This is a genomic window from Humiphilus diazotrophicus (genome assembly GCF_059726315.1).
This window is the reverse complement of the sequence record NZ_AP040870.1, coordinates 3,849,363-3,862,714: the sequence shown is the minus strand read 5'-3', so window position 1 is coordinate 3,862,714 and position 13,352 is coordinate 3,849,363. Positions and strand designations below refer to the sequence as shown.

The window sequence follows — 13,352 nt, the reverse complement described above, 5'->3', positions numbered from 1 at the left end:
GAGTATATCTTGCCTACTCGTTCATTTCTTTCAATAGAACATAAGCGAGTAGACACTACCCATATCAGGTCAATTACGCTCGGTATATTTTCCTAGCTTTCCCACACTGCGTCTTGTAAGTTGCTGTTCAAAATTTTCCATCCTTCACGGGGAGAAAACGCTGGATGCCAAACGCATTAATTCCTCTGTCCTCTTTCTGTAGCCACTTCTGATATAAATTTCCATCCGGCATTGCAAACCGGGAGTTCTTATCGACTCCAGCAATTCTTAATTGCGCTCAACTTCCAGAGCTTCGAGGCTATGGTGTTTCTACTTTCATGCGAACCCGAAGGTTCGAGAAGTAGAACGCACATATTCATTCACGTTTATTCACACTGCTATTCCGTCAGGAGATATTGATCATGTTGCACCGCAGAGATAGAAGCAGTTTTGGAAAGATCGTTCTTCTTTCGTCAGCCCTTCTTTTTCTACCTCCTCTGATCAGCGCCCAAACAGTTCTTACCGAGTCGGCAACAGCAAACAAGAATGTTCCTCAATTCACAACTTTTGCCCAGCAGTTAGGTCCGGAAGACTCTTCACGAGCTATCGAGGTCACGCTGCACCTGAAGCTTCACAACCAGGATCTGCTGGACAAGACTGTTTCCGATCTCTACGAACCCAGCTCCGCAACTTATCGCCGTTGGCTAACTCCTCAGCAATTTCATCAACGATTCAGCCCTACCGCGCAGGAACTGGAGGTCGTAAAGAAATTTGCTGCTTCACATAATTTGCAGGTTACCTCGACAGACAAGGGCAATCACTTTGTAAGAGCCAGAGGAACGGTAGCCGATGTCGAAAACGCCTTTCAGGTCCGGCTTCAACGCTTTGCGATAAACGGCAAAACCGTCCGTGCAAATACCTCGGCACCTAAAATCGAAGGTCTTGCCAGTTCGTTGATAGTTTCGGTGACCGGTTTGAGCGACTACCAGATGGAACCTCGAACCAAGCATCCAATCGATCCCAAGACAGGTAAGCCGTTGGGTTCCGCAGCTCTTGTTTCTCCCGATGGAGTCTATTTCGAAGGGCAGGCGTTCCGCGCACCCGAAGCGCGTATATTTACGACCTCAGGGGAATCACTCCCGATAGGCGTTTACTTCGGAAATCGCTATGGAGCGGACATAACCAACACGACCAAAGGTCATCTCGCACCCCAGGGATATTCTCCCGATGAAGTGCAAACAGCATATGGTCTCAAAGCAGCCTATAAAAAGGGATTCGATGGCAAAGGCGAAACAATCGTAATCGTTGATGCTTTCGGCTCTCCGACGATCCAGAACGATCTGGCCACCTTCTCCAAGATTTATGGTCTGCCAGCCCCAACCGCCGATAACTTCCAGATCTACTATCCCAGTGGCAAGCCAACGAAAGAGAGTGTTGGATGGGCTGAAGAAACAACCTTGGATGTAGAGTGGGCACATGCCATTGCTCCAGGCGCCAAGATTGCTCTTGTCGTTGCTCCCTCCAACTACAACTCAGATCTTCAAGCTGCACTTACTTACGCAGTCGAGAATGGGCTCGGCAACTCTATCTCTAACAGCTATGGCGGAGTAGAAGCGTTCGATGACGCCTCCGATCTTCTGACATGGAACAGCATTCTGGAATTCGCCGCAGCTACCGGAATCTCTGTGAACTTCTCCTCAGGAGACGATGGCGACTTTTATGCTGCTTCTGGAATTAAAAGCGTAAGTGCTCCATCGGATTCTCCTTTTGCTACCTCGGTTGGAGGAACCAGCCTGGCCCTGACGAGCAATAAATCGATCCGTTGGCAGACAGGGTGGGGTACCAATGCAACGCTGATTGCCACCGCAACAAATGCAGTTACAGATCCTCCGCTCAACCTCGGATTTATCAGTGGCGGCGGCGGTGGAGAAAGCAGCTTTTTCGTCAAGCCGCGTTTTCAAAAGAGCCTGCCCGGCTCAGGACGCCAGCAGCCTGATATTGCACACCTAGCCGATCCTTTTACAGGGACCGAGATTATCTTTACGAAGAGCGGCGCGCAGTATGTTGAGGTAATCGGCGGGACAAGCCTGTCGGTACCAATCTTCTCTGCCGAATGGGCAATCGCAAATCAGTATGCTCACCGTCCTCTTGGGCAAGCGGCACAGGTTATCTCCAGACTGCCCTCTACGGCTTTGCTTGATGTAAAACCGGCAACGTCAGTTACAAATCCGGCGGGTACTGTGTTTAATCAGAGCGGAGCTACGTTCTATTCGCCAAGTGCTCTGGTTGAGCCTTTGCAAAATACGACGACCTTCTATTCCGCTCTTTTCAATGAACCCTCTTCAGCATTCTGGTACGTTCTCAGCTTCGGAACGGATTCTTCTCTGACCGTAGCTCCAGGATGGGATAACGTAACCGGATGGGGAACGCCAAACGGCTTGAAGTTTATTCAAGCTGCGGCAACGCACTAGGGCATTTCCCCTGTGGGAAGTGCTTTAAATTAACCTTTGTTTTCGGAAACCTTATGGAGAGGAGACCACAATCCCGGCGGAAGCGTAGCGGCGTCCGGGATTGTGGTCTCCTTACATGCCCCGCCAATATCTTTCCTCGCTTCCCTGCGAAGAAATACTTCCCAAAATCCGTTGCTGTAGTTTACCGACGATCTAGACGTAGGATCTAGGAGCTGATAGCTATCTTGTTATCTACCCTTTGTAGATTCTCGCGCGTAATCGCATTCCACGATCTCATCCCTTCGGGAAGAGGTGGAGAAACATGGCCCGGCTCTATCTCATCGATGATCTGTTGCGGATTTACAGTTCCCTTCCCATCGTGAAAAGTTCCCTTCACCCAAGCAATTGCAGCCAGACCTTTAGAAAAGCTGAAGATCTGTTCTTTATAGAACCAGCGGTCATCCCACGCGACAGTGCGCGTTTTAATTTCGAATTTTGCAAGCAGATGCAGCGAGCGCCGGTATGTGATGTAAACAGAACCAACAAGAGGTACATATCTGTGGCGCCAAACGACATCGAAGATTCCAGTCGCTGTAATCTGGTGCATGCGCGCGTAATCCATGCAGGTAAGAAAGCGCGAATTGTTCAGATGAAAGTTAAAGTCGATATCGTTGGGCCAGACTCGCATCTGCACGCGATCTTCTTCCGTGATGCCAATGCGCTTTACAGGCTGGATTTTATGGCGCAGAGCCAGCAATGGAATGCGCACGAAGCTATTAATATGCGCCACGTGAAATTTATCTCCTTGTAAGCATGGTAGTTTAGAGCATTTCTATCCCTACCGCGTACTTTCCAGAGTTGCGAAAGTGATTTAGCTCTGAAGAGAGAAGGGATTTCCCACTTCGAAATATCTGTCTCTTACTGCTATAGATTATTTGCACTACTTCCGCAGATCATATTTCGGGACATGCAATGCCGTGTGGCCTCGTCTGACGGTAGAATCCCCACTGTAAACAGGAGCGGTCTACACATGGAGAAGATTAATCGGCGTCAGTTCTTGGCAGGCGCAACCGCAGCGGTTCTCAGCTCTCGACTTGGATATGCCTCCGCAGGTAAATCTGCAGGCAAACTTCTCTTCGTCGGCACCGGGACAAAGAAAGGGATCTTCGTCTATCGCTGGCAGGCGGCTTCTGGAGAACTGGAACCCCTTGGCGTCGCCGTAGAGACTCCTTTTCCTGGCTTTCTGGCGTGGGCTCCCGGAAAGCAGCGGCTTTATGCTGTTAACTCAATGAAGAGTGCGGAAGACACGATTAGCGGCTTTCGCAGAGAAGGATCTCATCTCTCGCTGATCAATACGGTTTCTTCCGGCGGCGTAAATCCCTGTTACATCGCAGTAGATTCCACCGGAAAATCTGCCTTCACCGCAAACTATGCCAGCGGCATTGTCTGTTCTTACACGATCAACGCAGAGGGAAAGCTGAGCGGTCCGGTATCGAAGTTCAAGGGAGAAGGGCACGGACCCGATCCCAAGCGCCAGGAAGGCCCCCACGCGCACCGCATAACCATCTCTCCAGATAACCGCTTCGTGTATGTAAACGATTTGGGACGGGATCGAATCGATATCTACAAAGTGAATCCCGCAACGGCCGAACTGACGAAAACAGGAGAGTGGGCGGATACACCAGGAGCAGGTCCACGTAGCCTGCGTTTTCATCCCAACGGGCGTTTTGCCTATTGCGTCAATGAAATGGATTCAACAGTCGATGTCCTTGCATGGAACAGGAGCACAGGAGAGTTTGCTAACGTCCAGCGCGTCAGCTTGCTTCCTTCCGACTACAAAGGGCCTACACGAGGTTGTGAGAGCATCCTGACGGAAAAAGGCGATTTTGCTTATTTTGCAAATCGCGACTTCGATTTCATGGCGAGCTTCCACTGCGATTCATCCACCGGCAAATTGACCTTCATGAAACGCACCTCCTGTGGAGGAAAGATTCCCCGCCACATCGCACTCGATCCGTCGGAGAGATGGCTTCTCGTTGCCAATCAGGATTCAAACGGCATTGCGATTTTTGCCCGTAATCCGTCTACAGGAGAACTGGCGGACAAAGGCCATGTCGTGGAGCTTGAGAATCCAATGTGCCTATTGTTCGACTGAGTAGAAGGAGCGGGAAATCAGGCAGGAACGAAGCTTGGAGATACCGCGGACAAAGTGCGTTTTGGCTTGGCTTGTGCCAGGCAGGTAAGCTCCCAGGCAGAACGGTCCTTCAGCAGACGGGTAACCAGCGCGGTGTGCATCGCATGCCCTGCGCGTGCAGCAACAACATGGCCAAGAATTCTGTGACCTGCCAAGGCCAGATCTCCAATCAGGTCCAGAACCTTGTGACGAACAAACTCGTTGGAGAAGCGCAAAGGACCGTTTTCTACACCTTTGCGAGTGAGGATAATTGCACTTTCCTCTGAGACGCCCCGAATCAGGCCCATATCGCGAAGTGCCTGCTCGTCTTCCTTAAACCCAAAGGTTCGAGCTGGAGCAATCTCCACACCGTAGGTTTCTGTCGCCAGATCCAGCTCGTAGGATTGCTTCCCTATGGGAACAGGAAAGTCGATTTCGTAGCTGATGCGGTAGCCATCTCCCGGATAGAGACCAATGAACTTGTTTCCGTCCCTAACCTCAATAGCTTTGAGAACACGAATGTACTCGCGACGGCGGCGTTGTAGCTTCAGACCGGTGTTCAAGACAGCTTCGAGGTACGGCGCTGAACTGCCATCCAGGATGGGCAGCTCCAGATTGTCGACTTCCACGATCACATTGTCGATTCCCAGACCGATCAATGCCGAAAGCAAGTGTTCCGTTGTCGAAATTAAAACGCCTTGCCGCATAAGACTGGTAGCATAGCTAACCTTCGCTACATTTCGGCTGGTAGCAGCAATTTCAAAATTATCGAGATCGGTACGGCGAAAGACAATTCCAGAACCGGCAGGAGCAGGTAATAACCGCATCTGAACGGGAGCTCCGCTATGCAGACCGATTCCGGAGAATTCCAAGGGTGCTGCTATCGTCTGTTCATGGTGTGAAGGGTTTATCAAAGCTCTTTTAATTCCTGCAGCGCCCAAGTGGTGCACTTAAGTAGACTAGTTGCAAGCACAAAAAGTTGCGATGTTGCTTTTTTGCCACACACTGAAGCTAAATTTAGGCGTTTTTAATCTTCAGGTGGCGCTTTTCGATACAGATCGGGGACAACGTGAGCGAAGATTTGGTGAACTCTGCAAGTATGCCCATGCGTGGGCTTTTGGCCGGTGCCAGAAAAAAAGAGCCTTTGCTTTTCAAACGTTTGCAGCAACTCGTAAGAACTGAATCTCCGAGTGAAAGTAAGGCTGCCGTAGACAAATGCATCTCTCTCGTCGAGGGGTGGGCACAGAAGCTGGAAGGGCGCATCAAACGCCACAAACAACGCCTTTACGGAGATCTCCTTGAAGTCCATTTCGGTCCGAAGAAGGGCTCGCCCGTGCTTTTGCTTGGACATCTGGATACAGTGTGGCCTATCGGCACGCTGAAAACGATGCCATTCCGCGTAAAAGACGGCCGCGCCTGGGGACCGGGTGTTCTCGACATGAAAGCGGGTGTGGCCATGGGTCTCACGGCGCTAGAGATGCTCGCTGAAGCCAAGCTGCTTCAGCGGCCGGTAATTTTGCTTCTTACTAGCGAAGAGGAGATTGGCAGCCCGGTATCGCGTCCAGTGATCGAAAAAGTCGCTCCTTCTTGTGAGGCGGTATTCGTCCTCGAACCGGCACAGGGGCTCTCCGGAGCCTACAAAACCGCTCGAAAAGGAGTGGGAAGCTTCCGGTTAAAGGTCGAAGGCGTAGGAGCACATAGTGGTGTCGATTTCTTTCGCGGACACAGTGCGATCCTGGAAATTGCTCGTCTGATTAATCAGGTAAGTACATTTACCGATGAAAGAATTGGATTGACTGTAAATCCCGGAATCGTTGCGGGAGGAACAAGATCCAATGTTGTAGCGGCCGAAGCTTGGGTTGAAATCGATGTTCGTGTCGCGCGAAAAGCCGATGCTGCACGGATCGAGAAACAGCTTCGGAAACTGAAGGTCAGCGATAAGGCCTGCAAGTTGACAATCGAGGGAGGTCTAAATCGTCCTCCCATGGAGCGTAAACCGGGCACGGTAAGGCTATTTAAACAAGCGGCCAAACTTGCCGGAGAACTTGGTATCTCATTGGAAGAGGCAGCAACGGGTGGAGGCTCCGACGGAAACTTTACGGCAGCCTTGAATATTCCCACGCTGGATGGAATGGGAGCCGTTGGAGAAGGAGCTCATGCCGAACACGAGTCGATTCTCCTCGAACATTTAGCACCGCGAACTGCATTATTGGCGGCAATGATCGCCGGTCTGTAACCGCGAACAAAGGTAGAGAAAGGGAGAGGCACGATGCTAAAGGGAGTAGAGTTCGTCCTGTTGGGCGTTAGCGTCCTCGTCTTCCTCGGCCTTATGATCCGCCTACCGAATCGCAGATCCCGCAATCGGGACTCATCCTTCTCCGCTGGAACGAAGAAGTAGCTCCTTACCGGGCTGCAGCCGCAGCATTCATCCTTGCTGCCATTCCTTCCACCATGTTGGTAGCTAAAGCCAGCGGCAGCCCTACAACATTGAAGAAACAACCTTGAATTCGCGGAATCCATCTGGCAGCCTGGCCTTGGATTCCGTAAGCTCCAGCCTTATCCATCGGCTCTCTACCGGCAATGTAGGCGGCGATCTCCGCATCGGACATGGTTGCGAAGGTTACACCGGTGACTTCCGCAGCGGTTTCCGTGGCGATAGCGGACATGACACAGACACCTGTGATGACCTGGTGTGTGCGCCCGGACAACAGGCGCAGCATGCGAGCCGCATCGCTTTCATCGGCTGGTTTTCCGAGAATCTCTCCTTCGATAACGACGATTGTGTCCGCACCGAGAACGATCAAGGAAGGATCGTCGGAACCCTCAGTAGCAAAAACAGCTTGAGCCTTTTCGCGCGCCAGACGGGTGGCGAAGGCAATGGGATCCTCACCTGGCCGGTGATCTTCGGGAATGTCAGAAGGACGTACATCGAAGGAAAATCCAGCCTTGGCCAGCAATTCTTTGCGGCGAGGCGAGCCTGAGGCAAGCAAGAGCTTTGAATTCATTGATAGAACAGCTTCCTAGATCTCAATTCCTGTCCGATACCCTTCGCCGTTTGCAAGCCCCCACGCCATCCGGGGCGTGTTATGAGCAATACCGAAGCGGCCATCGGGACCGAGCAAAATCATGCCGCCATGACCACCAAGGCGACGGTAAAGATAAGCAATCGCGTCGGAGGCAGCCTGTTCCGGTGCACTTCCTGCAGCAACCCGATCCACGGCCCATTTTCCCAGGACCAGCTTCATAATCGGTTCTCCCCAGCCGGTCAGAGAAACCGCAGCGCTCAGATTATCCGCATAGCATCCACAGCCGATAAGCGACGAATCGCCTACACGCCCGGGAGTCTTGTTCAGGGTTCCGCCTGTTGAGGTAGCTGCTGCGAGCTTTCCGCTGCTGTCCAGAGCCACCGCTCCAACGGTGTCATGCGAGGTAAGGGTGACCGCTGTTTCGGGTGATTTATCGTCTCCGGCGAAGGTATTGTCCGGAAGTCCAGCCTTGGCCCTCTCTTGAGCAGTTACCAATCGCTGGCGTTCGCGCTCAAGGACCAGCTCCGAATTATCAATCAGAGCCATACCATGCTCTCTGGCAAACTCTTCGGCGCCTTGGCCTACGAAATAAATATGGGGGCTTTTGTCCAGCACCAGCCTTGCGGCCTGGATGGGGTTCCGTAGACGCTCAACACACGCGACACCGCCAGCACGGAGAGTAGCGCCATCCATCAGCAGCGCATCCAGCTGAACGTGGCCATCGCTGGTCAGGAAACTTCCGCGACCGGCGTCAAAGGTCTCATCGTCTTCTAGGACGGTGACGGCCGCCTCTACCGCATCCACTGAGCTTGCTCCCTTTTCGAGCAAGGCATATCCCGCACGAAGGGCGTTCTCAACGCCATTCCGATGAGCCTCGAGCATATCGTCAGGGATCGCCCAGGCGCCGCCATGAACCAAAAGAATAGGCTGTCTTTTCATCTTGTAACGAACGGCTTGTGAACTATTGAAACTAAACAGAAGGCGCAGAAGGCAGCTTTTCTGCCTCAGGCTGCTCGTTGTGAGCCGAACGAAGCACGATAGGCACCGTTTCGCGAACAGGAGCCAAGTGTTTCGTGTTTTGGTATGTGTACGTAATGCGATGAATAACCGTGATGGTCGAGAGAACCGCCAGTATCCAAAGAACCGGAGCCATTACGCCCCAGCGGTTGAATAGGGCACCAATGATTACCAGCACAATTCGCTCAGGCCGTTCCATGAAGCCGACCTTGCATTGGCCAATCAATGCTTCGGCGCGAGCGCGGGTGTAGCTCACCATCAGCGAGGTGACCATGACGAAGGCGACCAGTACCACGTAGAAGAACCGGTTCGCTCTGGCGTAATAGACCAGCAATCCGAAAAAGAGCACAACGTCGGAGTAGCGGTCGATCACCGAATCAAAAAAAGCTCCAAATATGGTGACTTGGTCGGTCTTGCGGGCGACACGGCCATCAACCATGTCGAAGATTCCGGCGCCAATGATTACCAGACCGCCATAGAGGAACATCCGGACGCTATTTCCTGTATTCGCATAGCCGAAAAGGAAGGCAGCACCGGTATTGATGATGAGACCAATGAAGGTGAGTGCGTTCGGAGAAATGCGAGTGAGCGCCAGCCCATCCACAATTCCCTGCAAAAGATAGCCGCAGGCACGTCCAAAAGCACTCGTCCAAGTCATTGAAAAATACTCCCGTTTACTCCGCCTCGTCATGAATGGTGGTGAGCTTCAGAACTTCCAGCTCACGCTTGCCGTTGGGCGTAACAACGGTAGCAATATCTCCCACCTGTTTACCAATCAAGCTGCGGCCAATGGGCGAAGTCGTAGAAATAAGCCCATTGTTGACATCCGACTCTTCACTGGTCACGAGCTTGTATTCAATCTCCTCGTCTTTACTCGTGTCATAGACGACCACCTTGGAGCCGAAGGCTACACGGTCACGAGGAATATTCGACAAGTTCACCAGCGAGAGCTCAGCCATACGTTTCTTGAGCTGTCCCAGGCGAGCATTGACGAACTCCTGCCGCTGTTTAGCCATATGGTATTCGGCATTTTCGCTAAGGTCTCCGAGAGCAACAGCTTTCTTGATCTCGGCGGGCAGCTCATGAGCTAGCTCATGTTCCAGCTGCGAGATTTCTTCTTGTAGTTTCTTCTTGATGTGTTCAGGCATGGAAAAACGTTCCGCTGCGGCGTCAAAGAGGGCATGAGCCGCAAGAGCATCGGCTGAGACCAGAATCGCCTTTTCTGATTATACGATGCCTGATCTCTGAAGACGTCTATTCCCTCTCTTACTAAAGGTATAGCCGAGGATTTTCGGACCGGGAGGAGGGCCTTTCCGGCCCTTTCAATCCTCGTTCTGGCGCATATTGAAGACTCCTATCACCTAAAAGTAGACTGCACCCAATTTGGTGCAATATTTACGTATGGAAGTACCGCCAGACGGGGGTCGCTATACTTTACAGGTGGAAGTGTGATGACCGCCTGGAATTACCAGTTCCAGACAATCTAGCAATCACCGCTATTTCGATGTACATCCAGGTTCAAACCATGAAATGCGGTGCTCGGAGGCCAAACATCGTCTGGGTTATCAGGAACGATAACCGTATTGCCCCTGACCAAAAGAAAAACGGCATCTTACAATCACTTTGCCGAGTCAATATCTAGTTACAGGATTTCAAATTTGCGACGTTTTTTACTGCTACTGATTTTGGTGGCCATAGGAGCAGGAGCTTTTGTGTTTTTTGTTCCTGCGGGTCCGACAAGTGAACATTTTGTGGAGATTCCTCCCGGCAGTTCTTCCTGGACTATGGCGTCCATATTGGAACGCGAAGGAGTCATCCGCAGCCGATATACCTTTGACCTGTTGCGATTCATCAAACACGGCAGATTAAAGGCAGGAGAGTATCGCTTCGACCATCCCGTGACGGTTACCGAGGTCTACGAGCGGATTTTGCGCGGCGATGTGTACACCAGAAGCGTCACTATCCCTGAGGGAGCCAATCTTTTCGATATTGCTTCCAGGATGGAAACGGCGCAGCTGGGAAAGAAAGAAGATTTTTTGGCAGCGGCGCAACGGGATACACAGATGATTGCGGATCTGGATCCCGGAGCTCAGAGTTTGGAAGGATATCTCTTCCCCGATACGTATCACTTTCAGCGTAGATCGACCGCTGAGCAGCAAATAGGGGCCATGGTAAGACGCTTTCGGGTTGCAGCGGCATCCGTCGGCCTGAAATCAAACTTTCGAAAGGTTGTCACAATCGCATCTCTAGTGGAACGAGAGACCCCAATTCCGGCGGAACGGCCTCAGGTTGCCAGTGTTTTCTTCAACCGCATGGAAAAAGGAATGCCGCTGATGACCGATCCTTCGGTTATCTATGGGCTGCTCCTGGAGAACCGGTATCGGGGGACCATTTATCAGTCCGATCTAGGCTACGACACGCCCTACAACAGCTATAAGCATGCAGGCCTGCCACCAGGACCTATTTGTAATCCTGGGGTGGCATCGCTAAAGGCGGCTCTCTCGCCGGCAAAGACAGATTATTTGTATTTCGTTGCAGAAACAGCGGATCCTTCCGGACATTCTCGTTTTGCGAGCACACTGGAAGAGCACGCCAAGAATGTTCAGGCTTATCGCCGGTCGGTAAAACAAGCAAGCGGCCGCTAGAAAGAGTCCTAAGACTCGCAGATCACGATCATAGATGAAGAATTTTTTTGTCAAAGCGCTGTTCCTGGTAACTCTTCCGATGTTCACGACGGGGTGTCTGGTCACGAAGCGGAAGATTCCCCAGGCAAAACCTCCCGTCACGATTTTGAGTGCCAAAGCCAGTGAGTTGGTCGAAAGGGTCAATAAACAATACGACTCGATTCAATCGCTCAATGCCCGCGTAGAGATCCAATACTCCAGCGTCAACCGGGTGAAGGGCGAGCAGAAGGACGTCACGCCGTTTTCGACGGTCATTCTGATGCGGAAACCCTCCATGCTGCGAGTCCTTGGCTTGCTGCCCGTATTGCATTCCCGGGCTTTTGACCTCGCCAGTGACGGAAGCCATTTCAAGCTTCTGATTCCCCCGAAGAATCAGGCCTTCGAAGGCGCCAATACAGTCTCAAAACCGTCGAAGAACTCCCTTGAAAACCTTCGGCCGGATATCTTTCTGGACTCGCTGCTGATTCACAGAGTCGAATCCGACGAGCTCTATACAGAGACGGCAACGAGTAAGACGGAAGTCGATGAGAAGCGGAAAAGCTTGTTAGAGATTCCGGAGTACGAGTTGAGCACCTTTCAGCGAAAGGAAGGCAGCAACGAGCTGAAACCTGTCCGGGTGGTGCGCTTCCATCGCGAGGACTTGCTGCCGTACGAGCAGGATATTTACGACGAAAAGGGCAATCTGCAAACACAGGTGCTCTATGGCGACTACCAATCCTTCGGCTCTACGACGACGAAGTTCCCCGGAACCATTGTTATTTCCCGGCCGCTTGAGTCCTATAGCATTACCATGACGGTCGAAAAAGTAGTACTCAACGAGCAGCTCTCGGATGACCAGTTCGAGCTGAAATTCCCTGTGGATACGCCAGTAAAGATATTGGAATAACACAGGGCAGAGCTCTTGGATTCAGTACAGAACGAAGTAGTGCAGGGGGCATTTCACGTAAAGAAATGCCCCCTGCGACGTTCTGGGAAGATCCATCTCCCAATACCCTAGTTAATGGCTGCGCCTAAAGATGCAAAGCTGTCTTCGCGTGCTCCGCAATGGTTCGATTGATCTCCAGAGCCACGGCCAAAGCGGCCCGGCCATCCGAGAGAGAAACCACCGGAGTTGTTCTTGTACGCACAGCATTCAGGAAGGACTCGATTTCCAGTCTTAGCGGCTCTCCCGGTATAACTTCGGGCTTCGAAAACGCAAGCCCTTGCGGGAGATTATCCGGAGCAAGCTCCGAGGTTGCCGGAAACATGTCCGGAGCAAGCTGGTCATCGATTTGTATTACGAAGAAGTCTCTCCGTGCATAGTCGATGGACACATATTGCTTCGGCTGGAAAAAGCGGAGTTTGCGGACTCGCTCAGTCGAAACCCTGCTGGCTGTAAAGTTCGCCACACAGCCGGAGGCGAACTCCAGTCTCACATTTGCAATATCAACCTTGCGGGAAAGGATCGGAAGCCCTACGGCACGCACTTCACGCAATGGCGATTTCACGATACTCAAAACCACATCGAGATCGTGAATCATGAGATCGAGCACTACATCGACATCCAGCGCGCGAGGTGTAAAGACACTGAGACGATGGGCCTCGAAGAACATGGGGCGGTGCAGATGAGGCTGTACAGCCGTAATCGCTGGATTGAAGCGCTCCAGATGCCCTATCTGGACAATGTTGTTGTGCGAACGAGCCAGCTCCTGCAGAGCATCGGCTTCTTCCAAGGTGGAAGCCACCGGTTTCTCAATCAGGAGGTGAATCCCGGCACGCAAGAGCGGCGATGCCGCCCGGCAATGTGCGCTGGTAGGCACACAAACCGAGGCTGCGTCTAGCTTGATCCCGGAAGAGAGGCACTCTTCAATGCTGGAAAAAACCGGGATACCTAATTGCTCTCGCAATTGGGCCGCGCGAGAGGGTTCCTGCTCCACGATGGCGGCGAGTCGGACATCATGACCCGCTGCTTCCAATTCCCGATAAACGCGAACGTGATTCTTGCCGAAAGAACCCACTCCGATGACGGCGACGTGCAGTGTAG

12 protein-coding genes are annotated in these 13,352 nt (G+C 52.1%); 5 read left to right on the top strand and 7 right to left on the bottom strand.

Going from position 1 to position 13,352, the window contains the following annotated elements; translation table 11 throughout:
- The first annotated feature begins 401 nt into the window (after positions 1 to 401).
- On the top strand, positions 402 to 2,450 hold the full coding sequence (locus tag AC6I7T_RS16540; RefSeq protein ID WP_497788424.1) for a S53 family peptidase: 2,049 nt from the start codon (positions 402 to 404) through the stop codon (positions 2,448 to 2,450).
- Between the two features lie 205 nt (positions 2,451 to 2,655).
- Here the strand turns inward: AC6I7T_RS16540 and AC6I7T_RS16535 are convergent, their stop codons facing one another.
- Positions 2,656 to 3,219, bottom strand: coding sequence for a thioesterase family protein (locus AC6I7T_RS16535; protein WP_497788422.1), 564 nt, complete (start codon positions 3,217 to 3,219; stop codon positions 2,656 to 2,658).
- Positions 3,220 to 3,459: 240 nt separating this feature from the next.
- On the opposite strand from AC6I7T_RS16535, the gene AC6I7T_RS16530 reads away from it, so the two are divergent.
- On the top strand, positions 3,460 to 4,584 hold the full coding sequence (locus AC6I7T_RS16530) for a lactonase family protein (RefSeq protein WP_497788421.1): 1,125 nt from the start codon (positions 3,460 to 3,462) through the stop codon (positions 4,582 to 4,584).
- A gap of 17 nt (positions 4,585 to 4,601) precedes the next feature.
- Here AC6I7T_RS16530 and lpxC read toward each other — a convergent pair whose 3' ends face one another.
- Positions 4,602 to 5,516 (bottom strand): UDP-3-O-acyl-N-acetylglucosamine deacetylase, encoded by a 915-nt coding sequence (gene lpxC / locus AC6I7T_RS16525; protein ID WP_497788419.1) that lies wholly within the window; start codon positions 5,514 to 5,516, stop codon positions 4,602 to 4,604.
- 155 nt (positions 5,517 to 5,671) lie between these two features.
- Here lpxC and AC6I7T_RS16520 point away from each other — a divergent pair, with 155 nt between their 5' ends.
- The gene (locus tag AC6I7T_RS16520; RefSeq protein ID WP_497788418.1) at positions 5,672 to 6,838 is read left to right on the top strand and encodes a M20 family metallopeptidase; all 1,167 of its coding nucleotides are present in this window, start codon (positions 5,672 to 5,674) and stop codon (positions 6,836 to 6,838) included.
- 166 nt (positions 6,839 to 7,004) lie between these two features.
- Here the strand turns inward: AC6I7T_RS16520 and AC6I7T_RS16515 are convergent, their stop codons facing one another.
- The 4 genes from AC6I7T_RS16515 to AC6I7T_RS16500 are packed head-to-tail and all read right to left on the bottom strand — an operon-like array spanning position 7,005 to position 9,793.
- Positions 7,005 to 7,607, bottom strand: coding sequence for a Maf family protein (locus tag AC6I7T_RS16515; protein WP_497788416.1), 603 nt, complete (start codon positions 7,605 to 7,607; stop codon positions 7,005 to 7,007).
- Between the two features lie 15 nt (positions 7,608 to 7,622).
- Entirely contained in the window at positions 7,623 to 8,567 is a 945-nt protein-coding gene (locus AC6I7T_RS16510; RefSeq protein WP_497788415.1) for an isoaspartyl peptidase/L-asparaginase, read from the bottom strand.
- 31 nt (positions 8,568 to 8,598) lie between these two features.
- Entirely contained in the window at positions 8,599 to 9,303 is a 705-nt protein-coding gene (locus tag AC6I7T_RS16505) for a CDP-alcohol phosphatidyltransferase family protein (protein ID WP_497788413.1), read from the bottom strand.
- A gap of 16 nt (positions 9,304 to 9,319) precedes the next feature.
- On the bottom strand, positions 9,320 to 9,793 hold the full coding sequence (locus tag AC6I7T_RS16500; RefSeq protein WP_497788411.1) for a GreA/GreB family elongation factor: 474 nt from the start codon (positions 9,791 to 9,793) through the stop codon (positions 9,320 to 9,322).
- A gap of 510 nt (positions 9,794 to 10,303) precedes the next feature.
- Here AC6I7T_RS16500 and mltG point away from each other — a divergent pair.
- Both mltG and AC6I7T_RS16490 read left to right on the top strand, forming a co-directional pair.
- Positions 10,304 to 11,290, top strand: coding sequence for an endolytic transglycosylase MltG (mltG, locus tag AC6I7T_RS16495; RefSeq protein ID WP_497788410.1), 987 nt, complete (start codon positions 10,304 to 10,306; stop codon positions 11,288 to 11,290).
- A 34-nt stretch (positions 11,291 to 11,324) separates the two neighbouring features.
- Positions 11,325 to 12,215: a hypothetical protein gene (locus AC6I7T_RS16490; RefSeq protein ID WP_497788409.1), complete on the top strand. Its 891-nt coding sequence runs from the start codon at positions 11,325 to 11,327 to the stop codon at positions 12,213 to 12,215.
- Between the two features lie 124 nt (positions 12,216 to 12,339).
- Here the strand turns inward: AC6I7T_RS16490 and AC6I7T_RS16485 are convergent, their stop codons facing one another.
- Entirely contained in the window at positions 12,340 to 13,347 is a 1,008-nt protein-coding gene (locus tag AC6I7T_RS16485; RefSeq protein ID WP_497794615.1) for a Gfo/Idh/MocA family protein, read from the bottom strand.
- Between the last annotated feature and the right edge of the window lie 5 nt (positions 13,348 to 13,352).

Coding starts and splice junctions, on each gene's coding strand:
- AC6I7T_RS16540 (WP_497788424.1), top strand. CDS start 402: ATGTTGCACCGCAGAGATAGAAGCAGTTTTGGAAAGATCGTTCTTCTT.
- AC6I7T_RS16510 (WP_497788415.1), bottom strand. CDS start 8,567: ATGAAAAGACAGCCTATTCTTTTGGTTCATGGCGGCGCCTGGGCGATC.
- AC6I7T_RS16515 (WP_497788416.1), bottom strand. CDS start 7,607: ATGAATTCAAAGCTCTTGCTTGCCTCAGGCTCGCCTCGCCGCAAAGAA.
- AC6I7T_RS16490 (WP_497788409.1), top strand. CDS start 11,325: ATGAAGAATTTTTTTGTCAAAGCGCTGTTCCTGGTAACTCTTCCGATG.
- AC6I7T_RS16505 (WP_497788413.1), bottom strand. CDS start 9,303: ATGACTTGGACGAGTGCTTTTGGACGTGCCTGCGGCTATCTTTTGCAG.
- AC6I7T_RS16500 (WP_497788411.1), bottom strand. CDS start 9,793: ATGCCTGAACACATCAAGAAGAAACTACAAGAAGAAATCTCGCAGCTG.
- AC6I7T_RS16530 (WP_497788421.1), top strand. CDS start 3,460: ATGGAGAAGATTAATCGGCGTCAGTTCTTGGCAGGCGCAACCGCAGCG.